Origin of the sequence: Ralstonia chuxiongensis, from assembly GCF_024158925.1 — a bacterium.
In the GTDB taxonomy this organism is placed as follows: Bacteria; Pseudomonadota; Gammaproteobacteria; order Burkholderiales; family Burkholderiaceae; genus Ralstonia; species Ralstonia chuxiongensis.
This window is the reverse complement of record NZ_JAMYWC010000001.1, coordinates 388,614-413,870: the sequence shown is the minus strand read 5'-3', so window position 1 is coordinate 413,870 and position 25,257 is coordinate 388,614. Positions and strand designations below refer to the sequence as shown.

The following is a 25,257-nucleotide window of genomic DNA, read 5'->3' as shown; positions in this document are numbered from 1 at the left end:
CTGACACAGTGATGCCCGGCATGCGGCAAGGGGCATGGACGCGCGGCCCCACAGCCATTGTCAGAGGCATGGTTCGCTGCATTGCGACATAAGCCGCGTCGATGGTGGGGCACTAAAAAGTTTTGTTGGACAACGTTGCCACCGGCTTGCAACAATGCGCCAAAACGTAGGCCGGACGTCGCTTTTCACGATCTGTGCCCAGCGGTGCTCAGGGTCACCGCGCAGCAAATGTCATCCCCCGGGGGGGAAACAGCCTTGGCGATGGCCGGAAGCATTCCGGCGGCCAAGCAGGTGTTTCCAACATGACCGGAGGACGGCAATGGCCGCCGCACATCGCTCAGATGGTCTGCAGGCAGTACGTTTCCCCCGCGCCGAAGACCTGGCGCTGCTGATGGACATGCGCACCGCGCTCAAGGCGGCGGGCGCGCAGTCTGGCGTTTCCACCCACGCAAGCACTTCCGTCCAGCTTGACCTGGATGCGCTATCCGCGAAGGCGGACACTGCGCCGCTGCCAGGGCACGCCGATTCCCTGGCCGCGCGCACTGCCGCAGACGATGCCGCCAATGGCGACCGCTTTTTCGTACCGCTGCCGCCTGGGACGGACATGGTTTCGGTGGACGAGCACGCGCTGCTGTTCGAGCCCGCGCCCGCACAGCCGGGTCGACTGCGCTTGGCTGCCGAGCTGCAGGCCGCACGCGGGGTGGCCGAGCGTGCGCGCATCGTGTCCGGGCTGATGGGGTTGATGGGTTTTTCTTCGCTCACCTACGCGCTGACCGAACACCACGAAAACGCGCCGCCCACGGTGGCCATGCTCAAGAATTACGTGGCGCCGCGGTTCCTGCAGCGCTACTGCGACGAGCGCCTCTTCACCGTCGACCCGCGCCTGCCTGCGGTGTTTGCCACGGGCATGCCGCTGGTGTGGGATCTGGCATCGCTCGCGCGGGGCCAGGCGCGCATGGAACCAGCGATGCGCGCGCTGCTGCAGACGATGGACGAACACGGCTTGCGCAGCGGCGTGATGTTCAGCCTGGGTGCGGGCAAGGGCATGAACCATGCGATTGTCAGCCTCAGTTCGCCGCATGCGGGGCGGGAATGGATCAGCGACAGCGTGCTTGGCCAGTCGATCCTCTTTGGCATGGCGCTGCATCAGGTCTGGCGGGCGCCGCTGCAAACGTTCACGCGCAACACGCGCGTATCTGGTGAAGACGCACCGCTCACCGTCATGCAAAGCCGAGTGCTGACGTGCCTGGCCGCCGGCATGAGCGACAAGGAAATCGCCATCAAGCTGCACACCACGGCGCACAACGTTGATTACCACCTACGCCTGATTCGCCGCCGCTACGGCGCGACCAACCGCGCTCAGTTGGCCTACATTGCGGGCCGCCTGAACCTGATCTGACCGGGATGGGGATGTGGAAGCTGCCGCGCGGCGTTCAGCGCGGCAGCGCCACGCAGCGCAGGCACGATGTGCCGTCGGCGCGATTACATGCAAGGATCATCACCTGCCGGCCGGTCTGGCCGGTGCATGCGCTGCCGGTCAGCACTCGTGGCTGCGCGGGCGCAGATACCGGGCGTGGCGCCCTGGGAGCGGGCGTACCGCCGCCGGCGGGCACGACAGGAATTGGCTCGATCCGTCCACGGGCGGCGTCGGGCACGATGGCCGGCACGTCGCCCGCATTGGCGACAACCTTCTGCACATAGCCGTGGCGGAAGCCGGTCTCGAAATTGCCGCTGTAATAGCACGACAGCGCCGCGCGCAACGCCTGTTGCTGATCTCCATAGCGCGGCAATGAGCGTGCAAAGCATTCAGCCAGGATGGTGCCGCCTGCGCGCAGGTTGCGGCAGGCATCGAACGCGGTTTCCAGCGTCTCGCCAAAGCGTGCGAGGTTGTAGCGGTTGACCTGCCCGAGCCCCACGCTGAAGTTGTAGCCCTGGCGTTCCAGCGAATGCGCAGTTGCCACGGCTTCTTCCAGCGTGGCGGGCTGGCGCTCGAGCCTGCCGCCCACCACGCCGATCGCATAGGGGTTGTAGGCAGACTCTGTACGCACCAGCGCTTCGAGCGTGACGCGGTCAACGCGCGGCGCGCACGTGGCGGCCAGCGTGGCGAAGGCTCGTGCATCAATACGCGGGCCTGCCACGGCAGACGTGGTTGCCATGCAAGCGCCAAATGCCATGGCGGCAATGATCAAAGCACTGGCACGCATGGTCGCTACCTCTATCGATAAGACAGCACGAGCCCGTGCACGAGCACCGACCAGCCATCGAGCATCACGAACAGCAGCAGCTTGAACGGCACCGAGATGGTGGTCGGCGCAATCATCTGCATGCCCAACGCCAGCAACAGGTTGGCCACCACCAGGTCGACCACCACGAAGATGATGTAGAGCACAAAGCCCACCTGGAACGCCTTGATCAGCTCGGTGAGGGTGAAGCTCGGCACGAGCACCGTCAGGTCGTCGTTCTTCAGGCCGGCCGCCCGCTCCTTGGGCCAGATGCTCGTTGCCGATTTGACGAAGAAGTTGCGCTCCGATTCCAGCGTGTGTGTCTGAAGGAATTTCTTCACCGGCGGCTGCGCCGCATCGAGGATGGCGATCACGTCATCCACGCTCATCTGGCTGCTCAGGTTGAAGTTGCGCCCGCGCAGGTTGTCGACCATGTCCATGCCGACCGGCGCCATGATGAACACCGTCAGGATCAGCGCGATGCCGTTGAGCACGATGTTGGGCGGCACCTGCTGAATGCCCAGCGCCGAGCGCAGCAGGCCAAACACCACCACCAGCTTGGTGTAGCTCGTGACCATGAGCGCGGCAAAGGGCGCGATGCCCAGCGCCGCCACCACGGCGATCATCGCTACGGGATTGGGCAGGTTTCCCATGGGGCGTGTCGAGTGTGTCGATGCGTTGTTCTTGTTGAGGGGAGGGCTGGGCGTTATGCCTGCCCCGGTGCCGCCTGACCGATGAAGCGCGATACGCGCACACCAAGCCGGTTGCCGACAGCAATCAGGTGGCCTTCGCCCACCGGCATGCCATTGGCCAGGATGCGGATGACAGCCTGGTTGAGTGGCTGCGCCAGCTCCATGACCGTGCCGGGCCGCAACGCACGCAGTTCGGCCAACGACAGGCGCCGCTCTTCCAACTCGAAGGTGGTGACGAGTTCGATGTCGTCCAGGCTGTCGGTGGGAAGCGGGCGCGCCGTGGGCTCGGTGCCGGATGCAGCGGTGTTCGGGGCTGGGTTCTCGGTTGTCATTGGCTTTTCCTCCACGTTTTCCACGACGATGCGCGTGCCTTGCACTTGTCCGAACACACGCAGGTGCAGCCGCCCGCGCACACGGGCCACGCAGCGCAATGCATCGCCCGCAGGCAGCCATTTTTCGATGCGCACGATGTCGCCCAGCGCAATGCCGGCAAAGTCCCGGCGCGACAGAAAGGTGGCGCCCAGCTCGAAGCGCAGCGGCACGTGCGTGCCCATGAAGGCGGCCAGCGGAAGGGGCTCCGCAGTCAGCTCGGTCGGGCACAGTTCGGGCAGGACGTTGGGCGCGTCGAACAGCAGTCCGGCGCGCGCCAGCCATGGCGCGGCACCGTCTTCGATGGGTGCGTCATCGTGGCGGCTGATCATCATCTGCAGGACGTCTGGCCGGTCCAGCAGGACCTCTGGCGAGGCGGCCTCCGGCAACCATGTAAGCGCACGTCCGCTGCGTTGTTCGATACCGCGTGCGAGTGGCGCCAAGGCATCGGCCAGCACCGCGCAGCGCAGGGCTTGCGGCACGTGCGCATCTGCGGCGTCGGCCAGCCATGCATGCTCAGCGGCGGCATCGAGCAGCAGCCAGCCCGGTGCATCGCCCAGCGTGAATCGATAGGCCTGTGCCGCAGCCTGCACGGCATGGGCTTCGCAACGCGCTTCGAAGGGCGTGTGCCCTACGGAAAACGGTAGTGCCGCGCGCGCCAGGTAAAGGCGCGACAGCGTATGCGCCAGTGTCTGGTCCACAGCCGAGAGCATGCGGGCGTCGAGCGTATTCATGTCATGAACATGCGCCCGGCCATATAGGCCAGCTGCACGCGGTTCTGCGCACCGTATTTCTTCTTGAGCTGACGCAGGTGATAGTCGACGTTGTGCGGCGACATGTTGAGCTGCTCGGCAATCGCCTTGTCCGATAACCCGCTGGTGATGAACTCCAGAATTTGCCGTTGCACCTGCGTGAGCGCGCGCGCGTGCGTGTCTTCATGCAATGGCTTGGCGTGCTGCATAAGAAATTCATGCAGGCCCAGCCCCACGGCATAGGCTTGGCCGACCACGTTGTCGGCAATCCAGCCCTTGGCGTTGTTGCCCGATCCAAAGCAGATGACGCTGTGCTCCAGGCTGCGCGGGCTGACGACACCAAAGCTGATGCCGCTGCGCAGGCCGGCGCGTTCGGCGTCTTGCAGCAGGCGGTGCAGGCGATCCGCATCTGCCGGAGCGGTGAGTGTGGCGCCCAGGTCGGCCAGATCCCACACAAGTGGCCATTCGTAGCGCAGCGCGAAGGCCAGCCGCGGGTCGACTTCAAAGTAGCGTTCGTCGACGTAGCGCTTGGGCCAGTTCGGCGGGGAATACGCACGGAAGTACAGCACGCGCGTAATCGATTCCCCAATGCGTGTCAGCCGGTAGTAGCAGAGCCAGTCGAAGCCGATGCTGCGCAAGACTGCGCGCAGCAGCAATTGTCGTTCCTGAGCACCGTGCGCGGCCCGCAGGTCCTGCGCGGTTTCAGAGAAGGACTCTGCGCGCGCCGTCGCACCCAGGCGGATCGATTCCGCATCGACCACGATGTGCTCTTCGCCAAACAGGATCGGCGCGCGGACATCGCCGGCACCCACATTCGAAGCATTCAACCGTGGCCTCTCGCGTGGCAAGTGAATGCACTTACTGTAGTGGCGCGCACACGCTGCGATGAACTACCGAAAAGCGTAGTCGACCCCGAAACTTCGTCAGAGATTGGCTGCACGACTACGAGTTTCAGCGTTGAGCGGACAGCCCCCCCACTTCTACACTTTTCGCAAGGGAAGCGGGTGCTGAACGGCGCCGGTCTTCTACGGACATTCGTGGGCTATGCCCACACGGCCCAAAGGCGCTCCATGGCAAAGCCTCGCAATCTTGCTGCAGCGTTGGACGTTCCGCTCTCCGGCTTGCGCTGGGCGCGGCTGTTGAACTACGACATTGCGATTGCCGTGTTTGTGGTGGCGGTCGTCGCGCTCTTTGTACTGCCGCTGCCGACCGTCGTGTTGGACGGGCTCATCTCGCTCAATCTGGCGGCCAGCATCGTGCTGCTGTGCGTGTCGATCTATCTGCCGTCAGCACTTGCGTTCTCGTCATTTCCGGCCGTGCTGCTGTTCACGACGTTGTTCCGGCTGTCGCTGAACATCGCGTCGTGCAAGCTGATCCTGCTGCAGGCCAATGCAGGCCACGTGATCGACACGTTCGGCAAGCTGGTGGTCGGCAACAACTTCGTCGTGGGCGGCGTGGTGTTCCTGGTGATTGCGGTGGTGCAGTTCATCGTGATCGCCAAGGGCTCGGAGCGCGTGGCGGAGGTCGGTGCGCGATTTTCGCTGGATGCGATGCCCGGCAAGCAGATGAGCATCGACGCTGATCTCCGGGCCGGCATCATCACGTCGGACGAAGCCAAGCGCCGCCGCGAAGCGCTGGAGCAGGAATCGCAGTTGCACGGCGCGATGGACGGTGCGATGAAGTTCGTCAAGGGCGACGCCATCGCGGGCATCATCATCGCGGTCATCAACATCCTGGCTGGTATTGCCGTGGGTGCGCTCATGCACGGCATGTCGATTGGCGATGCGCTGCACCGTTACGCGATCCTGACGGTGGGCGACGGCATGGCCTCGCAGATTCCGTCGCTGCTGGTGTCGATTGCAGCCGGTATCGTCACCACCCGCGTGGCGACGCGGGATCGTGAAGCACGCCACCTTGGCCAGCAGATCGGCGCGCAGATCACCGCCCATCCGCGCGGCATGCTGATGGCCAGCGGTGTGCTGCTAGCGTTTCTGCTGGTGCCCGGGTTTCCGAAGTGGTCGTTCCTGCTGCTGGCGATCGGCACCGCTTCGGCTGCGTTCCTCCGCATGCGCCAGCGCCGGCAGGCCCCGCCGCTCGATCTGCTGGTGCTCGGCCCCGACGCACGGCGGTTGGCCGAGCCCGAGGCAGGCTCGCCCGCTGAAGGCATTGCGGCACCCATTGCGGTGCGCCTGTCGGATGACCTGCGCGGCGAGATCGAACTCGTTGCCTTGCAGACCCGCCTGGCCGAAGCCAAATCACGCGTGCAGCGCAGGCTCGGCGCGGTGTTCCCGCGTGTGCAACTGAACTGGGATGCGGCGTTGCCCGCCCACAGTTACGCGTTGCTTGTGCAGGACGTGCTGGCCGCCGAAGGCACGCTGCCGGAGCGCGATGCGATTTCGGACGCCGCCGTGCCCTCCGAAGACCGCCTCGCGGCCGAAGTCGAAACGCTCATCGAGCGCAACGCCGCGTCACTCATCGGCATTCAGGAAACACAGAACCTCATCCAGATCATGCGCCGCGAACACGGCGAACTGGTGGCCGAACTCACACGGCTGGTGCCCCCACAGCGCATTACGGAAGTGCTGCGCCGGCTGGTGCAGGAGGGCGTGTCGATCCGCAACCTGCGCGCCATTTTCGAGAGCCTGATCACGTGGTCGCCCAAGGAGCCGGAAGACGTGATCGGCCTTGTAGAACTGGTGCGCGTGGATTTGCACCGCCAGATCACCGAGCAGTTCTGCGGCACCAGCCGCGTGCTCGATGTGGTGCTGTTCGAGCAGTCCTTGCAGGAGCGCATCGAGCAGGCCGTCGTGCACACCAAGCAGGGCAGCGTGTTGAGCCTCACGCGTGAGGCTAAGCAGGCGATTACCGACCAGGTGGTGAAGATCCTTGGCGGCACACGCCCGCTGGAGAAAGACCGGCATGGCCGCCCGCTGGCGGTGATGGTGTCGCTCAATTGCAGGCGCTACGTCAAGACGATGTTGCAACCGGTGTTTGGCGATCTGCCGGTGCTGTCGTACCAGGAGATCGACGAAGCCATCGAACTCAACACGGTGGGCTGGGTGACCAACCCCGCCTGAACACACAGAACGCACGGACCGCACAAGGAGACAGGCCCATGAACATGAGCGCCACCATTCTTGAAGCCACCCGCCAGGGCTTGCTGCTGGTGCTGCTGGTCTCATTGCCGGTGGTGGCCGTGGCGACGGTATCGGCCTTGCTGATTGCCATCGCGCAGGCAGTGACGCAGATCCAGGATCAGAGCATCGGGCTGTCGGTGCGGCTGATTGCGGTGATGGTGACCATCGTGGTGCTGGCGGGGTGGGGCGGACGCGAAGTGCTGCGTTTTGCCCGCATGGCACTCGATCAGGTGTTTTACGGCGGTGTGGCGCCTTTTTAGCGAGGGGATCGCGAGATGGCGCCGAACGAACAACAACATAACCGAGCGAGAACACGCGTGAACAAACGCTATCGATTCCTGCGGTGGAGTGCATCGGCGGCCTGTCTGTGGTTGCTGACGACTGCGGCCATGGTGCAGGCGGCCGAGCTGCGCTGGCGCAACCGGTCTTACACGCTGGTGGCGGAAGGTAAGAAGGTGGGCGATTTCATCCGCGAGCTGGCGGCATCCCAAGGCGTGACGGCGGTCGTCGACCCGAAGGTGGAGGGCACCATCAACGGCAAGTTCTCGGGCCCGCCGGCCAGCACGCTCAACACGGTGTGCGCCACCTACGGGCTCACGTGGTACTACGACGGTTCGCTCATCTACGTGGACCGCGCAGATGATTCACAGACGCAGGTCTTCCCGATTCCGAAGGGCAGCGGGCCAGAGCTTGCGCAGATCCTGCGTGCCATGCAGATCACCGATCAGCGCTTTCCGCTGGTTGTGAGCGACAAGGAAAACACGGTCTACGCGTCTGGCCCGAAGCGCTATGTGGAACTGGTGCGCCAGGCCATTGCATCGATTGCCGATCCGGCGCGCGGCATGGATCGCGCAGAGATTCGCGCGTTCCCGCTCAAGTACGCCTGGGCGGGCGATGTGGAGATCAATCGGTCTGGCAAGCCCGTGACGATTCCGGGCATTGCCACCATGATGCGTCGCCTGCTAGGCGCACCCAACCCGGGTGCCAGCAGCCCCGGCATGTCGCCTACGCGCGCCATGCGGCTGACTGGGCCGACGCGGCAGATGAAGCTCAGTTCCGGCGACAGCATCAACGTGCCGCGCATCGAGATTCCGCTGGCGGGCGCGCAAGGCGATTCCGGCTACGGCGTGCAGGCACCGGTAGCATCGGGCGGTGGTGCGCCGCCTGACCTGCCGCGCATCGAGGCCGACGCCGGCATCAACGCCGTGCTCATCCGCGATGTGCCCGAGCACATGGCGCAATACGAGCGCCTGATTGCCTCGCTTGATACCAAGCCGCGGCTGGTGGAGATCAACCTCACCATCATCGACATCAGCACCGATTCGCTCGACAGCCTGGGCGTTGACTGGCGCCTGCATACCACGCACGGCGATTTCCAATCCGGCAACGGCAACAATCCGCCGCTCACATTCAACCTCGGCACCACCGAAGACGGCCAGACCGGCGCCACCACGCCGATCGGCATGGCGCTCACCGCATCGATTGGCGGCAGCTTGCGCAACTACCTGCTGGCGCGCATCAATGCGCTCACGCAGAGCGGCAATGCGCAATTGCAAGCCAAGCCGAAGGTGCTGGCGCTGGACAACACCGAGGCCATCCTTGAAAACCTCATCCACTTCTACGTGCCGGTGTCGGGCTTTCAGGATGCATCGCTGTACGGCATCACGACGGGCACGAGCGTGAAGGTCACGCCGCTCATCGTCAACGAGGCCGGGCAGATGAGCGTGATGATGTCGATCGACATTGATGACGGCAACCTGACCAACGACCGCGTCTCGCAACTGCCCGTGGTGCAGGAGCGTTCGATCGTGACCAAGGCGATGATCGAAGAAGGCAAGAGCCTGCTGATTGCCGGCTTCAACTCCGACAGCCTGAACAACACCAAGTCGGGCATTCCGTTCCTGTCAGACGTGCCCTTCATCGGCAATCTGTTCAAGTACACCAACAAGACCGGCCAGCACATGGAGCGTTTCTATCTGCTGACCCCGCGCATCCTGACCGCCGTCAGCACCAACCCGAACGACGTGCCCGCCGTGTCGATTCCGGGTGTTGGTATGCCGGTGCCGGGATCGACCGATTGGAAACCGGGCCCGTTGCCCAACACGCCGGCACCCAACCAGCCGCCGGCCAGTGTCGGTACCTTGCCCACGCCGCCTGTTTCACGACTGCATGAACCAGCCAGCCATACAACCCTCGCCGCACTCGGATAAATCGCCCTGGAAGCTGTGCTTCCTGAGCGGCCCGCTGTACGGCAGATCGATGCCGCTGCGGATGGGCGCCAACGTGGTCGGTTCGGCGCCCAGCTGCGAAATCATCGTGCCCGACAGCAGCGTCGCCGCGCGCGAGTTGATGTTCGAGGTGGGCGGCATTGCCGTCTCTGCCCGCCGGCTGGACGACGCCGAGCCAACGCTCAACGGCCAGCCCTTCGGCCAGACGCGCCGCAGCGTGGTGCCGGGCGATGTGATTGCCATGGGCGACATCCGCGTCGGCATCGAGAAGGTCGGGACGATCCGCATGCCGGCCGCTGCGGTGGAAGGTGGGGGTGCTGCGGTGCTGGCAGAGCGCGTGCCGTCGTGGCTGCCGCTGGCCGCCGCGGTGTGGCTGTCTCGGGTGTCCACCAAGGCCGGGCGCGGGCGGACGTGGCTGATAGCCGGCATCGGCCTGTGGCTTGCGGTGCTGCTGGCCGGTGGCGTGGTGGCGTTTGCCGGGCACGACGGCTGGTCGCTCTGGGGGCGCGACCCAGCAGCGCGTGCAGCGCAGGTCCGTCACGCGTTGGGTGATCCGGCGGAGATTGTGGTGACGCCGGCGTCGGACGGCACGTCGCGCGTGTCCGGCTACGTGCCGACCGAGGCAGACCATCAGGCGCTGCTGAGCCGCGCGCGCGGGTTGTCCGATGTGTCGATTGGCGAGGTGTATGTGGTGAGCGATCTGCTGGCCGCTGCGCAGCAGTACTTCAGCGCGGGCGGCACAAGCGGTACGGCCGCGCTGAACGTGGCCTACGACGGACATGGCCGCATCGTGGTGAGCGGCACGGCCGATCGGGCGCAGGCATGGCAGCGCATCCGCAACTACGCGCGCGACGCCAAGCCGGCCGTCGAGGTGATCGACCGCGTGGCGTGGGATGGCCCGCCGCCGCCGAACATCGTGGCGGAAGCGCCGCGCGCCGACGGCCTGCCCGCCATCGTGAGCACGTATGAAGACGAAGACGGCACGCGCTTTGTGCAGACACGCGATGGCCAGTTGTATTTCGAGGGCGCCCGGCTCAAGGGCGGCCTCCAGGTGAAGAGCATCGCTTCAGATGGTGTGGTGCTCGACCGCGGCGGGCAATCGGTCACGTGGCCGATCCAGCCGCAAACACCGTAGCGCAGCGGGTCCCCCTTTCCCGCGCGTGAGGTGTGTCGTACGGAGGTCGCCGGCAGATGCGAGGCCGGCAGCCCCCGCCAGGCAGTTGGTAGTTCCGGTAGTTCCGGTAGTTCCGGTAGTTCCGTTTGATCCTTTTGACCCTTTTGACTGACATCCAGGAGAGCACCATGGCAGGTACACCCACCACCGGCGTTGACGGCGCCATCGGCAGCATCAACCAGTCCGGCGATGACCAACTGAAGATCGCCACGGCAGTGCAGGCAGCCGCAGCCAAGGGCGCCGCAGCCAGCGGCATCATCGGCGCGGCCCAATCGCTGAGCAATACGGCGGCTTCGGCAGCCGGTGCCGTCCGCGACGGCGCGCGCGCGAGCTGACGCGCAACCCCAGCGGCGGCGGGCGCGGCCTGCCGCCGCTTCACCGAATTCAGGAGGGCACGATGTCGATCGAAGCGAATGCGATTGCGGCCGTTGCCGCGACTCAGGCCGCACAGGCGCAAGCCGGCGGCGCTGCCGGTGCCAGCCAGGCCGCGCAGGTGAACCCCGCGGCGTATGCGGCCCAAGGCCCGGGGCAGGTCGAGCAGGGCATCGGCACTCCGGCTACGCAGGCCGCCATGCCCACCGACGCCCAGCAGTTTGGCGGCATGATGCGCCCGGTTGCCACCACGACGGTGCAGCCGGCCACGCTGCCGGCGCAGCCCATTCCGATGGCCTCCAACGCAACGCCATCGCCGGTGCCGGATGTGTCGTTCTCGTTCACGCGCGGGCCCGGTGCCGACGGTGCGATGGGCCAGTGGCGCGACTACGGCCATGACCTCAACGAGCGCTACACCAGCATCAACAGCAAGCGGCAGGAGATGCTCGACTCGCTCGACAGCATGGACGTGACCATGACGATGGTGAAGCTGGCTGACTTCAGCTACTTCGCCTCGATGACGCTGGCCGAGTACCAGATGGACATGAGCTTTGCGCAGGCCGCCAACGGCGTGAGCCACTCGCTGCTGAAGAACCAGGAAGGCTGACATGAACCGATTGCTGGGTGTGCTGATGGCGCTTGCCTGCCTCTTCGGCCTGGCCGGGTGCGAGCAGGAGCTGTACACCGGCCTGTCGGAGGTCGAGGTCAACGAGATGGTGGCCGCGCTATCGGCGGCAGGCATCAGCGGGCAGAAGCTCGTGCAGGACGGGCAGGGCCAGGAGGGCCGTACCTGGACGCTTACCGTCGACCAGGCCGACATGGGCCCTTCGCTGGCCGTGCTGCGTGCGCAGGGCCTGCCGCGCCCGCGCCTGGCATCGCTTGGCCAGGTGTTCCAGAAACAGGGGCTGGTGGCCACGCCTGCTGAAGAGCGCGTGCGCTACATCTACGGCGTATCGCAGGAGCTGTCGCGCACGCTGCTGGATGTGGACGGCGTGATGCTGGCGCACGTGCACGTCGTCATTCCCGAGAATGATCCGCTGGCCGACAAGGCCAAGCCAGCCTCCGCTGCTGTGTACATCCGCTACCGGCCCGGTGTGAACCTCACCGCCATGGCGCCGATGGTGAAAGACCTGGTCGCGCACAGCATTGAAGGGCTGAGCTACGACAACGTATCGCTGTTCTTGCAGGGCGCACAGCCGGTGCCCGTGGACGCGCGAAAGGGCGCGGCGTTGCTGGGCACATTCAGCACGCGCAACCCCCTGGTGTGGTTGCTTGGCTTGCTGATCGTCGCGGCGCTTGTTGTGACGGGTCTTGTGGCATGGCGGCGCGGCGTGTTCGACAACCTCAGCGGACGTAGGCCGGAGCGCGCGTCATGACCACCGATGCGCGCCTGGCAGGGCTGGTTGCCACGTTCAACCTGCGGCCGGATCGCTATATCGACGCGTCGTGGCTCCCGGCCGACTGGCCGCTTGCGCTGCGCGACCCCGCCCGTTACGGCGAGGCAGGGCGCGCCGTGCTGGCGCGGGCGCTGCTGCAAGCCCATCAGTTGCAGGATGAATGGGACTACGACTTTGCTGCCGTGGAAAAGCGCATCGCCCTGTTGCCCGCCGACGCGCTGGAGCGCCTGGCCGTGTGCTGCGGCCTTTGCCTGCATCGCCAGTGGCTGCGCGAGGGCGAAGTCCCGCGCAAGACGCGGCAGGCCATCGATCTGGCGCTCGGCGCACCGCTGGTGGCATTTGCGTTGGAGCGCATGCCGGCCTTCGAGGCCGTTGCCGAAACCCTGCAGGTGCAGCGTCAGCACCCCCGCCTGGCGGTGGAAACGCTGCGTGCCCGTGGGCGCCGGATACTGACCGATTTTTTGGTGCCCTTTGGTCCGGCCGTCATTCGTCGGCTGGCGCTGAAGTTTCCGCGCAATGCGGTCGATGCCGATCGGCCGCCGTATTTGCTGGGTCGCACGCAACGCGCTGAACTGGGCGAGCTGCTGCGGCTGAGCTTGATTCCTGAACAGGTGCCGGCATGGGACTGGCTTTTCTGATTACTACTGACAAGCTGCAGATCCTGAGCGAGCGCAAGGTGCTCAAACAGCACGAGTATGCAGCGCTGCTCGACGCCACGAGCATCCTCGGCAACGCACAGGAAGAGCGCGAGAGGCTGCTGGAAGATGCCGAAGCCCATCGCCAGCAACAACTCAAGGCAGGCTACGACGAGGGCTATGAAAAGGGCGAACGCGAAGCCGCCACGCGGCTGTATGCCGATGCGCTTGCCAACGCGCGTGCCCTGGCGGCCATGAAGCAATTGATGGCCGAGCTCGTCACGCGCACCGTGCGTGAGCTGGTGGCCGATCTGCCGCGCGAGGCCATCTATGCCAAGGCGTTCGCGCGCATTGAAACACTGGTCGAACACGAGCCTGTGCTGACGGTGCGCATCGCCCCGCAGCAGGTGGCCGATCTGGAACGCGTGCTGGGAACCATGACCGACGGTACCCGCCGCGTGCGCGTGGTGCCCGATGCCAGCCTGTCGGAAGAGGCGCTGGTGGTGGAGACCGCATCCGGCGTGGTCGAAGCCGGCATCGACACGCAACTGGCTGCGCTGCACGCCGCACTCGTTGGGGACGAAGCATGACCGAACCCGCCGTCAGCCACATCATCGACGCGGGCGATCTGGAACGTAGCCTGCGCGACGTGCTGGAGCGCGCCGACGGCGTGGCTGCGGGCGTCCAGATGCGCGGGCGCATTCACCGTGCGGTGGGGCTCATGCTCAATGCATCGGGCATCCAGGCGCGGCTGGGCGAGGTGTGCGAATTGCGCACGCCCGGTGAACGTAGCATCTATGCGGAAGTCGTTGGCTTCGAGCGGCAGTCGACCTTGTTGACGCCGCTGGGCAGTGTGCACGGCTTGTCGGCGGCGACGGAGGTGATCCCATCCGGCAGCGCGCATCGCTTTGGCGTGGGCGACGCGTTGCTTGGCCGCGTGCTCGATGGGCTGGGCGCGCCCATGGATAACGGCGGGCCGCTGTTCATCAACGAGCGTGTTTCAACGCATGCAGAACCACCTAGCCCGCTGTCTCGCCGCCGCATCGACGCGCCGCTTTCAACCGGCGTGCGCGCCATTGACGCCATGCTCACGGTGGGCATTGGCCAGCGGCTTGGCATCTTTGCGCCGTCGGGTGTGGGCAAGAGCACGCTGCTTGGCATGATCGCGCGCGGTGCGCAGAGCGATGTCAACGTCATCGCGCTGATTGGCGAGCGCGGGCGCGAAGTGCGTGAATTCCTGGAGCTGTGCCTGCCGGAGGCGACGCGGCGCAAGACGGTGCTGGTGGTATCTACGTCTGACCGGCCGGCCATGGAGCGCGTGAAGTGCGCGCTGGTGGCCACCGCCGTGGCCGAGTATTTCCGCGACCGCGGCAAGAACGTGCTGCTGCTGGTCGATTCGCTCACGCGGTTTGCGCGGGCGCAGCGCGAGGTGGGCTTGGCGAGCGGCGAGCCGCCCACGCGACGCAGTTTTCCGCCCTCTACGTTTTCCGTATTGCCGCAGTTGCTGGAACGGGCAGGCGCCGGTGCGCATGGTGTCATCACCGCCTTCTACACCGTGCTGGTGGAGGGCGATGAAGAGAGCGATCCGATCGCCGAAGAGGTGCGCTCGATCGTCGACGGGCACATCGTGCTCTCGCGCAAGCAGGCGCTGGCGGGGCGCTATCCGGCCATCGATTTGCTGGCCAGCATCAGCCGTGTGATGCCGCAGGTGACCACGCCCGCGCATCGCGCCGCCGCGCAACGCGTGCGCGAGCTGCTGGCCAAGTACCAGGAGATCGAATTGCTCGTGCAGATTGGCGAATACCGCGAAGGCAGCGATGCCCTGGGCGATACCGCATTGCGCGCCCATGCCGCGCTCGGTCGCTTCTTTGAGCAAGACGCCGATGCGCGTGTGAAGCTGGAGCGCACCGTGGCCGACCTCGAAGCCGTGGTGGGGGCGCTATGAGCGATGTGCTGCGGCAGCTCGCGCGCGTGCGCGAAGCGCGCAAGCTTGGTGCCATGGCGCGTGCGCAGAAGCAGGCTGCCCTGGTGGCCCAGGCAGCCGCGCAGAACGCGGCGGCGCAGCAAGGGTTGCAGCAAACGGTATCGGCGCGGTCTGCGCACGACGCCGCCGTCGAACAGGCCGTGCGTGAGGATGCCCGTAGCGCCGTCGCGCTGCTGTGCGGCGCCAATGCCGCGCGGCTGGCGCTGGATCGTGCCATCGTCAACGCGCATGTCGAATCAACGCAGACCGGCACTGCGCTGGCGGCCGAAGAGGTGGCGCAGGCCCGTGCACAGCGGCATGTGGCCCGCGCAAATGCCAAGTGCGAAGCCGTCGATCGTGCCGAGCAGCGCGTGGTGGCCGCCCAGCGCCGCGCGGCGGAATGGCAGGAAGAAGACGCCGCGCTTGAAGCCCAGCTCGCGCGCCAGTTGGTCAGCCAGAAGATCACCGCCTGAGCCGATGCAAGGGTTCGATCCACACTCCATGGAAGGCCTGTTCCGGCAAGCGTTGCTGGTGCTGCCGCGCCTGCTGCCCATCATGTTCATCGTGCCCGTGTTCAGCGGGCGGGTGGTAACGGGCATGGTGCGCAGCGGGTTTATCGCCATCCTGGCGGTGTTCGTGGCGCCGTCCATGGCGGGCGCGGCGATGAACGTGCAGGGCGGCGGCCTGTGGATGGCGCTGGCGCTCAAGGAAGCGCTGATCGGCGTGCTGCTCGGCATGGCGTTTGGCGCGCTGCTTTGGGCTATCGAAAACATCGGCCACCTGATCGACTTTCAGACAGGCTCGGGAAACGCATCGTTCTTTGATCCGGTGGCCGGGCATGAGAGCGGGCCGACCGCCAGTTTTCTCGGCTTCATGGCGGTCACGTTGTTTGTCACGGGCGGCGGCCTGCATGTGATGCTTGGCGCGTTCTTCGAGTCGTACAAGCTTTGGCCGATTGAGCGCATGTTGCCAAGCGCATCGGTTGCGCTGGAGCAGTTTGCGGTGCACGAGGCCGATAGCGTGCTTGGCTGGACGCTCAAGCTGGCCGCACCCGTGATCATCGTGCTGGTGGTGGCGGAGCTGGGCATTGGGCTGATCAACCGCTCGGTGCCGCAGTTGAACGTGTTCCTGTTTGCTCAGCCGGTAAAAAGCCTGCTGGCCGTGCTGATGATGGTGCTGTTCCTCGGCTTTGTCTTTGAATCGATGCGCACCTTCCTGGCCGGCAATGGCGAGATGGTCTGGCTGTTGCGCGCGCTGCTGCACAACCCCGGCTCATGAGCGAGAAACAGCACAAGCCCACACAGCGCCGGCTGGAGGACGCGCGGCGCGAAGGCGAAGTCGTCCGCAGCACGGACGTGACGAGCGCGCTGGTCTTTATGGGGATGCTCGTGCTGTTGTGGCAAGGCGGGCCGTGGTTGCTCGAACGCATGCGCGGCCTGCTGATACAGAACGTGAGCGCCGTGGCGCAGGCGCGCGACCCGGCTGCAGCGGTGCGGCAGGCATTGGTATCGGCAGGGGCGGAGTGGATCCTGTTGAGCGCAGCCGTCCTGGTGCTGGTGACCGTGCTGGCCGTGCTCGGTGCGTTTGCCCAAGTGGGCGGCATGTTCGCGCCCAAGCGCCTGATGCCGCAAATGTCACGGCTCAATCCTGGCGAAGGCATTCAGCGCATGTTCTCCGTGCGCAACCTGATCGGCCTGGCCATCATGCTGTTCAAGGTGGCTTGCCTGGCGCTGACGCTGTTCGTGGTGATTCGCGGGTCGTTGGCGTTGCCGCTGCAGGCGGGCTACGGGCGGCCGGCGGCCATCCTGGCCGTGGTCGCGCACATGATTCTTCTGCTGTTCGGCTGGGCGGCGGTGGTTTACGTGCTGATGGCTGCGCTCGACTACTGGCACGTGCGTTTCGAATTCTTCAAGAAGAACCGCATGTCTACCGAAGAACTGCGCCGTGAGCACCGCGAGCTGCAGGGCGATCCGCACATCGTGGGACGCCGCCGCCAGCTTGCATTGGAGGTGCAATACAGCGCGCTGGAAGATCGCATGCGCATTGCCACCGCCATCGTGTTCAGTGCGCGGCATGCGGTGGCGCTGTATTACCCCGGCGATGGCACGTTGCCGATGGTGATCGCCAAGGGCAGCGGCGAGTCTGTCCAGCGCATCCGGCAGATGGCCGAATACCACCTCGTACCGACCGCAGCCAACGCCGGCCTGGCGGAGCGCCTGCACGACACCGTGCCGATGGATACCACCATTGACCGCACGCTGTTCCGCGATGTGGCGGCGCTGCTGCGCTGGGCTGAAGGCGCGGATGCGGTGGGTAACCCGTACGTGTCGTCAACCTCCTGAACGCGCACAAGAAAACAGCGGGCAAACAGCGGGCGCCTGACTGCTGCGCCCGCCGTTGATGGCTCACCTTCCCCGTTATCCGATCCGCACGATGTCCCCCGGGACGACAAGATCCGGGTCCTGCCCCGTTGCGCCCTGCGTGTACGGATTGCCGTCCAGCGCGGCCCAGTCGAACTGGCTGTTCATCGGCGGCAGCTTGTCGAATGCGGCAAGCGTACGCGGGTCGGATGCCGGGCCCGTGGTGCCGAGCAGCTTGGCGGCATCGGCAGCGCTCAGTTGCCAGAGCGTGTCGCCAGGGCCAACGATCGCGTACTGCGGCGAGGTGGCCGTGCCGATCGAAGGTAACGCGTGCGGAGCGTTGGCGCGCAGCACGTCACCGCTCACGCCTTGCATGTCGGGCAGCGGGAACGCGGCAATGGGCTGGTTGTTTTGATCCTGACCGTTGCCGCTGGCCTGCACTTGCGCGACGGCCGGCTTGGCTGCCTGGTTGGGCACGAACAGCTCGATGCCGAAGCGCGTGACTGCCGCTACACCCAGGATCACACCGCCAGGCAGCATGGCGTTGCTTGGCAGGCGCTGGCCGACCTTGGGCATCAGGTCGCCGGCAATGCGCAGGGCGCCTGCACCGAATGCCAGGTCCAGTGCCGCCTTGGTGGCGCCCATGGCCGGGCTGTTCGTATGCATGAGCGCGTCGTTCATCGCCAGGGGTACCGAACCGACCGTGTACAGCGACATCGTGAACGCCTGGGCACGGTTGAGCCACGGGCTCGTGTTGGTCGGCTTGTCGTTGAACGTAGCGCCCAGGCGGCCGGCAAAGTTCCGGCTGGACAGCGCCAGGTTGGCGCTCAGGAACAGCGCATTGCTCCAGAACGATGGCGTGTTCAGGTGTGCCCCATGTGTGGCAAACCAGTAAGCCGTGTTGCCGTTGTTGAGCGCCAGCGTGAGCAGTTGCAGCGTGTCGTTGGCGCGGCCAATGGGGCTCTTTGGAGAAAGCAATTTCGCCGGTGCGCTCGTGAGCGCTTGCAGGCGCTGCACGTCGCGCTCAGTCTGGGCGTCGGGGTTGTTTTTCTTGCTTAGCGCATCGGCGAGGGCGTCCGGGTTGGCTTGGAAATGATCCAGCGCTTCACCGATGGCCGCGCGGTCTGTCTTTGACAGCCCCCAACGGCCGGCCTGATCGCGCACGTTGGCTTTGAGCCACGCCAGCGCCGAGGCGGAGTCCTCCGTCCCCAGCTTGCCAAGCTGCTCGTTGATCGCGCGTGTCTTGTTGGCGCGCAGCGCCGCGATGCTGCCGCGATACATGAATGAAAGCGGACTCGTGACGGAGGGGTCGAATACCGCATGCGTGGCGGCGCTTCCGGTGAGCGTGGCGGAACTCGCAGCCGTGGAGAACGCCCCCGTCAGCGAGCCCGCGAAGATCCACCGGATCCACGGCTTGCGCTTGGGTTCTCCGGCGCTGGCGGCGCTGTTCGGCTCGGTGGGCGGGTTGCCGTTGCTATCGTCGCCGGCCTCGCCGGTCTTGATTGGCGGGGTGCTGGGCTCCGTGGGCTTGCTGCTGGAGGCCTGCGTGCCGGGTGCGGGCGTGTCCGGCGACGGGCTGTCCGGACCCTTCGGCCCCGTCGCGTTTGCTGCCGCTGGTGGGGGCACGTCAGGCTTCTTGCCGGCGGCCAGATTGATCATCTGCACAACGGTCTGGTAAGTGTTGCTGTCGTGCCCGCCCACGGTCGGATCGGTGCGGCCGGTGACGCCATCAACCGCCCCGGCGTTGGCACTGGCCTGGAGCGCGTCCATGTGCTGCTGATGCGTACTGAGCAAATCCGTGCGGCCAGCGGCCTTCAATGCAGATGCCGCAAGGCCGTGCGCGCCCCAGTTTGAGTTCGATGCGCTCACGTAGTGGTCGGCCGCTACAACGGAGCGGGGGTCGACCACGGTGCCGTCGGGCAGCGTCACTTGCGGGGCCGTGCGGCGCGTGTTGCCCATGCCGGCTTCATGCCCGCGCGAGCCTACGCCGATGGTGGTCACGCCATCGGTCTTCCAGCCGGCTGCGACCACTTCATCCAGCGGCACGGTCTGGTCAGTGACGTCGTTACCGTTCTGGTCGATATACCGGCCATCGGCGTTGCGACCGTGCACGTTGATCGAGACGATCGTGTCGGGCGACTCCTGGTTGATGAGGTCTTGCGCGGTGGTGCGTGCCGGCTCGCCGGGGGCTGCATCGAACGGGACGATGCTGTAGTCGTTGACCGCCGCGCCGCGTGCCTGAAGGGCGGCATCGAGCGCGGGCACCGCTTGGTGCGGGACCACATAGACGACCTGCTTGCCTGATGCCTGCATGTCGTGGCCAAACACGGCGGCGCCGGCAATGCCGTCGGTGTCGACAGCGCCATGCGCATTGCGGGCGCCGGCTAGCACCAGGATGCGGTTGCTGTCCTGTAGCGCGGCGGCGGCGTTGTCGACCCCCTTCGGGTTTTCAATGCGCGCCATGTCGGGGTTGAACAGCGCCATCACGGCGTTGCTGATGGGCGTGGGCTCCATGCGCGGGTTCGGCGGGATGGTGCCGTCCAGCGTCTTGCCGGGGCCGAACCTGCGCACGCGCTGCACGGGCACGTTGAGGCGCTCCATCAGGTTCTGCACCGATTCGCTCACGGGCCCGGTCTTGCCGGAAGTCACGACGTAAGGCTCGGTGGAATAGGCGGCGCTGGGTACGTGCCACTCGGCCTTCCCGATCTGGTTGAGCAGGGCCTTGGCCTGGTACTCCATCGGATCGATCACGGGAATATCCATGCCGCGCTTCTGCAGCGAGGTCACGAGAAAATCCTTCATGGCCGGGTAGTGCGTGCAGCACAGCCACAACGACGTGGTATTCGGGTCGAGTTCCTCCACGTATTTGTCCGAGGCGGCTTGCAGCTCCGCTTTCACCGCCGGGTCATCGCTCTTGTGCTTGAGGTCGTTGACGAAATCCGCAAATTTGTGGGCTGCCACAGCCTGCGGTGTGATGTCGCCATTGGTCAGCTCAGCGACCTTGTTCTGGTATGCGCCGCTCTTGACGGTGCCTGCTGTGGCGATGACGGCAGGGCGGTCACCGCCGTGTTCGACCATGGCGCGCGAGGTCACGTCAATCAGGTTGATGACAGGCACATCCACGTTGTCCAGCGCTTTCGGGAACGCCGTACACGCGGTGTTGCACGCCATGGCCACCATGGCCGCCTTCAGGCGCTGTGCGGTCTGCAGGCCATTGCCCACCAGCCGGATGAGCGTATCGGGGCTCTTGGGGCCGTAGGGCGCGTTGGCATGGTCCACCACCGGCACCATCTGCAGGTCTTCCCCCGTTTCGGCCTTGATGATTGCCAGCATGTTCTTGGCCGCGATCAGCCCGCCGTTGCTGGAGTCGAAAGCGGCAACGGTGAAGGGTTCGTTTGGCGTGGCCTCGTCAAACGTCTTGCCGTCAGGCATGTGGTTCATGGCGTTACGCAGCAGTACGAGCATGCCCTGGTGCACCTGCGAGGCGAAACCGTCGACGCTGGCTTCGCCCTTGCGGCTCACGCCATCCACCGCACCGGCATCCACCGAAGCCTTGATGGCCGCGTGCAGTTGCTCCGGCTTGGGCATGAGATCCAGCCGCCCCATGTTGCGCAGCATGTTGGCCAGGATGGCCTGCGCGCCAAAGTTGGAGTTCCACGCCGTGACAGGAAAGTCCACCGGGACCGTCGACGCGAAATCGACCGTGCTGCCGTCGGCCAGCGTGACCGGCGGGATCTTGCTGCGCAGGCTGCCCATGCCGGCTTCGTTGCCGCCGTCACCCACGCCCACCGTGACGATGCCCTTGCGCTTGTTGGCCTCCAGAACGATCTGGTCTTTCGGCGCATTGACGTCGGCGACCGAGATGCCGCGCATGTTCAGGTAATCGCCGTCGGCATTGCGCGCCGGCAGCTCGATGGCCACCACGGCTTCGGGCTGCACGCGGTCGAGCAGTTCGTTGGCCGCATCGCGCGCGGGCTGGCCGCGCTTGGCATCGAACAGCTCGAGCTTGACGAGGTGGCCGCCCGGATATGTATCGAGCACCGACTGGAGCACGGGCATGTTGGCCGAGTCGGTGGCGACGGTGATGTCGTAGCCGGCCTGTGCGAGCGTGGCGGCTTTCTCGCCTGTGCCGACGGGGCCATCGGTTTCCGGCAGCATGCGGCCTGTGGTGGGGTCGCGCCCCACTGTAAAGCCGGTCACCATCAGGATGCGCTTGCCCATCAGCGCGGCGGCGGCATCTTCGGTCCCGCCCTTGACGAAGAAGTTGCGGATGCCGCGGTCGATGAACATGGCCTGGATGCGGTCCACCGGCGACATGATGCGATCGGCCGTGCGCCCGAATACCGACGACTTGCCGCGATAGAGCTGCATGCGCTGGCGCCAGCTCATGCGCACCGGGTCTTTGATGTTGGCGGTATCGTGCGCGAACTCGGCCTTGCTCAGGATGAGTTGCCGCTGCTCATCGCTCATCTTCGAAAGCGCGCTGGCCAGGCGCCGCACGCCAATGCCACGCGGGTGACGGCCAGCGGTGGTCCCGCTGGTACGGTAATTCTCTGCGTCAAGCAAAAGGTCGGCGTGCTGCGACAGCGCGTTCTGCGTGCCCGCGTCGAGTGCCTTTTGCGTGTCGGTAAAGTTGGTGAGCGTGACTTCCGGGTTGGCGAGGTCATCCAAAGCGCCCGGCAGCGGCCGCGAAGGGCGGGCGGGTCCCGTGTTGGTTGGATTGCCTTCGTCGCCCGGCGTGCCCGTTTTGCCGGGTTCAGGGGGGAGCTCGCCTGCTGTTTTGGGCTTGCCTGTGGCCGGGTCGATCGGGTCGGTTCCGGGCTTGCCCATCGTGCCGTCTTTCCCATCGTTGCCAGCGGTGGTGCCGGCAGGCTCCGTCGTCTTGCCGCTGGCTTGCGTGATCACTGGCTCGGTGGTCGGGTCGGTTGTGGGCCGGCCCGCGCTGGCTGGGTCATTGGCAGCCACCGTGGTGGGCTCGGGCACCACCTCGGTGGGCTTGTAGCGGTCGGCGTTGTTCTTCAGGGCGTTGAGCAGGCCGACGCGCTCCGTGCCTTGCGACAGGCCAACTCGTTCGAGCATGCGCGTTGCGCCCACCTGGCCCAGGCCGAGACCCAGGAACATGATGGATTCGGCTTTCTGTTCGCCCGACATCCGGTCGCCGTACATCAGCAGGTCCTTGACCTGCGCGCCCGTCATGACGATGCCGCCGCCACCGGCCACCAAATCCGAAGCCGAGCGCGTGAGCGTGAACATCTTTGAGGCCGCCGCCGCTTCCGACAACGCGGACACCCCCTTGCCGGCCAGGCTGTATTCGCCCGCTGCGGATGTGACGATGGCTAGCCAGTCGTTAAAGGCCTCGGGGTTGGTGGGCGACCACGAGCGGCCGTGGTCGGCCAGCGTGTTGAGGTGGTCGACGGATTCGCCAACGATCCAGCCTGTGCCCACCGCCACCATGGCGCCGCCCACAATCGATGCGCCGCCGAATGTGCCGACCGACAGGATCACCCCGCCCACCGCCGTGGCCACGCCGGCCACGATGTCGACAACGTGCCGGATCTTTTGCCCCGTTGTGGTGATGTGCGCGCTGAAGTGATCGACGTCAGGGATGCCCTTGCTGTCGAGCGCCACAGTGCCCGCAAGGTTCTTCGGCACGTAGATCGTGCCACCGTCAGATAGGGCGTTGTTATGGCGGTAGTCGTCGAGGTTCTCGTAGTCCCAGCCGCGATCGTCGATGTAGTGCGGCTTGCCCCCATTCTTGTCGGTGACTTCGAACAACGCCGTCGGCATCACGCCTGCGCTCTTGTCCACGTAGGCAATCGGAATGGCTTTCACGGTTGGGTTGTTGCCACCCACCTCGTGGATCTTCTTGTTGACCTCGTCGATGATCTTGGTGCTGTTGCCGCTGGTGAACCACGCTGTGCCGGTGGTGCCACTGCTCTGCGCGCCGGCGTTGTCAGCCTGGATCATCAGCGCGCCGCCGATGTAGTTTTTGAGCTGCGTGTCGGCATCAGGGCCGGTGAAAGACTGCGCCTTGTCGTTGTAGAGCGGCGTGTCCTTGCCAAAGGTGGCCTTGGACATCTGCCCGAAGATGTTCTTCAACCCCGCATTCTGGTCGGACTGGAACGTCTTGTAGTCGGCTTCCGCCTGCTTTTGCTGGACCTTCTCGTTGCCGCGATCGAATGCGCGTTGCAGCATGTCGGCGTTGGGCAAGTCCTTGCCGTGCTGCTGGATCAGCGCGTTGGTGACCGTGGCGCCGTTGCCGTCGCCCACGGCGTTCTGCACCGGCACCCACGACGGCATGCTCCCCCCCGAGCCGGAGGTCTGCATGCTGTAGAGGAACGATTTGGCATTCGAGTTGGTGGTCAGCCAGTTGGCAACCTGCTGGGCGTGGTCGGTGCTCGACTGGTCACTGGCAAAGCGCGGCGAATCGGCCACGGCAGCCGTCAGGCTCAAGCCGCCGTAAAAGTCCGAGCCGTGGGGCACGAGTCCCGACGTGTCGGCGCCGGCGTTGCTCTGGAACCAGTTGCCGTTGTCGTTGAAGCGATCTTCTACGGTGGTCAGCAGGTTGTTTGCCACCTCGGGTGGGGCCACCTTGGCCAGGTCCTTCATCCATTTGCCGACGGCGTCGTATTTGACGGTGCTATCGGCCATCTTGCGACTGGCGTCGGGGTCGTCGGGGTTGTACTTGTAGACCTGGGTGAGGTCGCTGATCTGCTTGTTGAAGTAGTCGCTGTGTGCGTTGAAGAACGGCGCGCCGGCCACCTGGTACAGATGGTCGCGCGCGTCGGGGTCGGCGCTGGTGACCGACACGTCGTTCATGTTGGTCGACAGGATCTTCAGCGCGCCCTGCGCATCGCCCGCCTTCATCTTGGCCGCGACCTGATCCTTGGTGTAGTTCACGCGCACGTCGTAGCTGGCTGCGCCGATCTGTTCGTAGATCTGCTCGGCGTTCTTGTCATTGGCGTGCGGCCGCGCAAGCTGCACGCACGCGAACTGCACCGGATCGTTGGTGGCGAGCGCCTTGTCCTGCGCCGACAGCGTTGGGTCGTTCGGGTTGATGTGGTTGATCTGGTACTGGATCGCATCGGCTGTGGCGATGTTCCTGGCAAACGCGAGGCTGCCGTCGTCCCAATCGGGGTGGGCCTTTGCCAGCGCATCGGCGGCGTCGTTGGCCGCCTTCAGGTTATCGCCCGAGCCGAAGTTCTCATAGCTTGAAAGCTCGCCGCCAATGGCGGTCTTGAAGTCCTGGATGGCCTTGTCCAGGTTGGTCTGCGCCGTGTTGATCGAGTCCTGCTTGTCTTCAGCGATGGTCCTGTTGGTGACCTTGATGTTCTGCGCATCCTGCAGCTTGTCTTGCGCGTCGAGCACGCCGTCGCGCGCTTCCGATGCGGTGCGCTGGCTCGGGTCTTGCTTCTCCACCGCGTCCTTTGCATCGTCGACGATCTTGTCGAGCCATTTGGCATCGGGGTCGCGTTTCTTGATGGCGTCCGCTGCGTCTTCGATGGCTTTCTTCTCGCCGCCAGCGGGCGCTTCGTCGGCCTGCCGGCGCAGCTCGTTCTGCACCGAGTTGATGACGTCCGAAAGCGGCTTGTCGAGCTTGGCCTGGGCGGCCTTGGAGTCGTCGCCGTTGTTGATGTAGTCGTTGACCGCCGTGTTGGCCGTCTGGATGGCCGCGTCGGTCTTGGTTTTGGCGTCGGCGGCTGCTTGTTTCTGCTCAGGGGTGGGTGGAGGCGGCGGCGGGGGCGGCGGACGGTAGTAGACGATGCGGCCGTTGATCTCGTCGATGGCGGGCATGGTGTTCTCCAGCGGCGCCCCATACGGGGTGGGCCTGATTGAAAGCAATCGGGTGATAGGGGCATTCTGGACGCCGGTTGTCAGCGCAGCTATTGGCGAATTACGTAGTGCGGCGCGGGATGGGGGCGCCCGCGTTGTAGAAACTACGAGGTTCCGTGGCAG

19 protein-coding genes are annotated in these 25,257 nt (G+C 65.5%); 14 read left to right on the top strand and 5 right to left on the bottom strand.

The window, feature by feature from the left end; translation table 11 throughout:
• Positions 1-319 precede the first annotated feature (319 nt).
• A complete protein-coding gene (locus NKG59_RS01710) occupies positions 320-1,399 on the top strand; it encodes a helix-turn-helix transcriptional regulator (RefSeq protein WP_253534667.1) in 1,080 nt (359 codons plus the stop codon).
• Between the two features lie 34 nt (positions 1,400-1,433).
• On the opposite strand, the gene NKG59_RS01705 is transcribed toward NKG59_RS01710, so the two are convergent.
• The 4 genes from NKG59_RS01705 to NKG59_RS01690 are packed head-to-tail and all read right to left on the bottom strand — an operon-like array spanning position 1,434 to position 4,862.
• Positions 1,434-2,156 carry a lytic transglycosylase domain-containing protein gene (locus NKG59_RS01705; RefSeq protein ID WP_253534665.1) on the bottom strand — a complete coding sequence of 241 codons (723 nt, stop codon included), beginning with the start codon at positions 2,154-2,156 and terminating at the stop codon, positions 1,434-1,436.
• A gap of 59 nt (positions 2,157-2,215) precedes the next feature.
• Positions 2,216-2,875 carry a type III secretion system export apparatus subunit SctR gene (gene sctR / locus NKG59_RS01700; RefSeq protein WP_045201601.1) on the bottom strand — a complete coding sequence of 220 codons (660 nt, stop codon included), beginning with the start codon at positions 2,873-2,875 and terminating at the stop codon, positions 2,216-2,218.
• A gap of 53 nt (positions 2,876-2,928) precedes the next feature.
• On the bottom strand, positions 2,929-4,017 hold the full coding sequence (gene sctQ / locus NKG59_RS01695; RefSeq protein WP_253534663.1) for a type III secretion system cytoplasmic ring protein SctQ: 1,089 nt from the start codon (positions 4,015-4,017) through the stop codon (positions 2,929-2,931).
• A complete protein-coding gene (locus NKG59_RS01690) occupies positions 4,014-4,862 on the bottom strand; it encodes a helix-turn-helix transcriptional regulator (protein WP_052672747.1) in 849 nt (282 codons plus the stop codon). Before NKG59_RS01690 ends, sctQ begins: the two co-directional genes overlap by 4 nt.
• Positions 4,863-5,105: 243 nt before the next feature.
• Here NKG59_RS01690 and NKG59_RS01685 point away from each other — a divergent pair, with 243 nt between their 5' ends.
• From NKG59_RS01685 to NKG59_RS01625, 13 genes are all read left to right on the top strand, one after another.
• A complete protein-coding gene (locus NKG59_RS01685) occupies positions 5,106-7,112 on the top strand; it encodes an FHIPEP family type III secretion protein (protein ID WP_253534661.1) in 2,007 nt (668 codons plus the stop codon).
• A 44-nt stretch (positions 7,113-7,156) separates the two neighbouring features.
• Positions 7,157-7,432, top strand: a complete 276-nt coding sequence (sctS, locus tag NKG59_RS01680; RefSeq protein ID WP_024978637.1) for a type III secretion system export apparatus subunit SctS — start codon at positions 7,157-7,159, stop codon at positions 7,430-7,432.
• A 15-nt stretch (positions 7,433-7,447) separates the two neighbouring features.
• The gene (gene sctC / locus NKG59_RS01675; protein ID WP_420804009.1) at positions 7,448-9,382 is read left to right on the top strand and encodes a type III secretion system outer membrane ring subunit SctC; all 1,935 of its coding nucleotides are present in this window, start codon (positions 7,448-7,450) and stop codon (positions 9,380-9,382) included.
• Positions 9,342-10,535 carry an FHA domain-containing protein gene (locus tag NKG59_RS01670; RefSeq protein ID WP_253534659.1) on the top strand — a complete coding sequence of 398 codons (1,194 nt, stop codon included), beginning with the start codon at positions 9,342-9,344 and terminating at the stop codon, positions 10,533-10,535. The genes sctC and NKG59_RS01670 overlap by 41 nt, the downstream gene beginning before the upstream one ends.
• Before the next feature lie 167 nt (positions 10,536-10,702).
• Positions 10,703-10,909: a hypothetical protein gene (locus NKG59_RS01665; RefSeq protein ID WP_024978640.1), complete on the top strand. Its 207-nt coding sequence runs from the start codon at positions 10,703-10,705 to the stop codon at positions 10,907-10,909.
• Between the two features lie 62 nt (positions 10,910-10,971).
• Complete coding sequence (locus tag NKG59_RS01660; protein WP_052672744.1) at positions 10,972-11,553, top strand: hypothetical protein; 582 nt, start codon at positions 10,972-10,974, stop codon at positions 11,551-11,553.
• 1 nt (position 11,554) lies between these two features.
• Positions 11,555-12,322: a type III secretion system inner membrane ring lipoprotein SctJ gene (gene sctJ, locus NKG59_RS01655; RefSeq protein WP_052672743.1), complete on the top strand. Its 768-nt coding sequence runs from the start codon at positions 11,555-11,557 to the stop codon at positions 12,320-12,322.
• Positions 12,319-12,981, top strand: coding sequence for a SctK family type III secretion system sorting platform protein (locus NKG59_RS01650; RefSeq protein ID WP_052672742.1), 663 nt, complete (start codon positions 12,319-12,321; stop codon positions 12,979-12,981). Before sctJ ends, NKG59_RS01650 begins: the two co-directional genes overlap by 4 nt.
• Positions 12,963-13,568: a type III secretion system stator protein SctL gene (gene sctL / locus NKG59_RS01645; RefSeq protein ID WP_253534657.1), complete on the top strand. Its 606-nt coding sequence runs from the start codon at positions 12,963-12,965 to the stop codon at positions 13,566-13,568. Before NKG59_RS01650 ends, sctL begins: the two co-directional genes overlap by 19 nt.
• Entirely contained in the window at positions 13,565-14,923 is a 1,359-nt protein-coding gene (locus NKG59_RS01640; RefSeq protein ID WP_253534655.1) for a FliI/YscN family ATPase, read from the top strand. The genes sctL and NKG59_RS01640 overlap by 4 nt, the downstream gene beginning before the upstream one ends.
• On the top strand, positions 14,920-15,414 hold the full coding sequence (locus NKG59_RS01635; protein ID WP_253534653.1) for a hypothetical protein: 495 nt from the start codon (positions 14,920-14,922) through the stop codon (positions 15,412-15,414). Before NKG59_RS01640 ends, NKG59_RS01635 begins: the two co-directional genes overlap by 4 nt.
• 28 nt (positions 15,415-15,442) lie before the next feature.
• Positions 15,443-16,219, top strand: a complete 777-nt coding sequence (gene sctT / locus NKG59_RS01630) for a type III secretion system export apparatus subunit SctT (protein ID WP_253534651.1) — start codon at positions 15,443-15,445, stop codon at positions 16,217-16,219.
• Positions 16,216-17,283, top strand: coding sequence for an EscU/YscU/HrcU family type III secretion system export apparatus switch protein (locus NKG59_RS01625; protein ID WP_253534648.1), 1,068 nt, complete (start codon positions 16,216-16,218; stop codon positions 17,281-17,283). The genes sctT and NKG59_RS01625 overlap by 4 nt, the downstream gene beginning before the upstream one ends.
• 75 nt (positions 17,284-17,358) lie before the next feature.
• Here the strand turns inward: NKG59_RS01625 and NKG59_RS01620 are convergent, their stop codons facing one another.
• Positions 17,359-25,095 (bottom strand): glutamate cyclase domain-containing protein, encoded by a 7,737-nt coding sequence (locus NKG59_RS01620; protein ID WP_253534646.1) that lies wholly within the window; start codon positions 25,093-25,095, stop codon positions 17,359-17,361.
• Positions 25,096-25,257: the final 162 nt, after the last annotated feature.

Coding starts and splice junctions, on each gene's coding strand:
- NKG59_RS01665 (WP_024978640.1), top strand. CDS start 10,703: ATGGCAGGTACACCCACCACCGGCGTTGACGGCGCCATCGGCAGCATC.
- sctC (WP_420804009.1), top strand. CDS start 7,448: ATGGCGCCGAACGAACAACAACATAACCGAGCGAGAACACGCGTGAAC.
- sctS (WP_024978637.1), top strand. CDS start 7,157: ATGAGCGCCACCATTCTTGAAGCCACCCGCCAGGGCTTGCTGCTGGTG.
- sctJ (WP_052672743.1), top strand. CDS start 11,555: ATGAACCGATTGCTGGGTGTGCTGATGGCGCTTGCCTGCCTCTTCGGC.
- NKG59_RS01670 (WP_253534659.1), top strand. CDS start 9,342: ATGAACCAGCCAGCCATACAACCCTCGCCGCACTCGGATAAATCGCCC.
- NKG59_RS01685 (WP_253534661.1), top strand. CDS start 5,106: ATGGCAAAGCCTCGCAATCTTGCTGCAGCGTTGGACGTTCCGCTCTCC.
- NKG59_RS01640 (WP_253534655.1), top strand. CDS start 13,565: ATGACCGAACCCGCCGTCAGCCACATCATCGACGCGGGCGATCTGGAA.
- NKG59_RS01710 (WP_253534667.1), top strand. CDS start 320: ATGGCCGCCGCACATCGCTCAGATGGTCTGCAGGCAGTACGTTTCCCC.
- NKG59_RS01635 (WP_253534653.1), top strand. CDS start 14,920: ATGAGCGATGTGCTGCGGCAGCTCGCGCGCGTGCGCGAAGCGCGCAAG.
- NKG59_RS01705 (WP_253534665.1), bottom strand. CDS start 2,156: ATGGCAACCACGTCTGCCGTGGCAGGCCCGCGTATTGATGCACGAGCC.
- NKG59_RS01620 (WP_253534646.1), bottom strand. CDS start 25,095: ATGCCCGCCATCGACGAGATCAACGGCCGCATCGTCTACTACCGTCCG.
- sctT (WP_253534651.1), top strand. CDS start 15,443: ATGGAAGGCCTGTTCCGGCAAGCGTTGCTGGTGCTGCCGCGCCTGCTG.
- NKG59_RS01625 (WP_253534648.1), top strand. CDS start 16,216: ATGAGCGAGAAACAGCACAAGCCCACACAGCGCCGGCTGGAGGACGCG.
- NKG59_RS01650 (WP_052672742.1), top strand. CDS start 12,319: ATGACCACCGATGCGCGCCTGGCAGGGCTGGTTGCCACGTTCAACCTG.
- NKG59_RS01660 (WP_052672744.1), top strand. CDS start 10,972: ATGTCGATCGAAGCGAATGCGATTGCGGCCGTTGCCGCGACTCAGGCC.
- sctR (WP_045201601.1), bottom strand. CDS start 2,875: ATGGGAAACCTGCCCAATCCCGTAGCGATGATCGCCGTGGTGGCGGCG.
- sctL (WP_253534657.1), top strand. CDS start 12,963: ATGGGACTGGCTTTTCTGATTACTACTGACAAGCTGCAGATCCTGAGC.
- sctQ (WP_253534663.1), bottom strand. CDS start 4,017: ATGAATACGCTCGACGCCCGCATGCTCTCGGCTGTGGACCAGACACTG.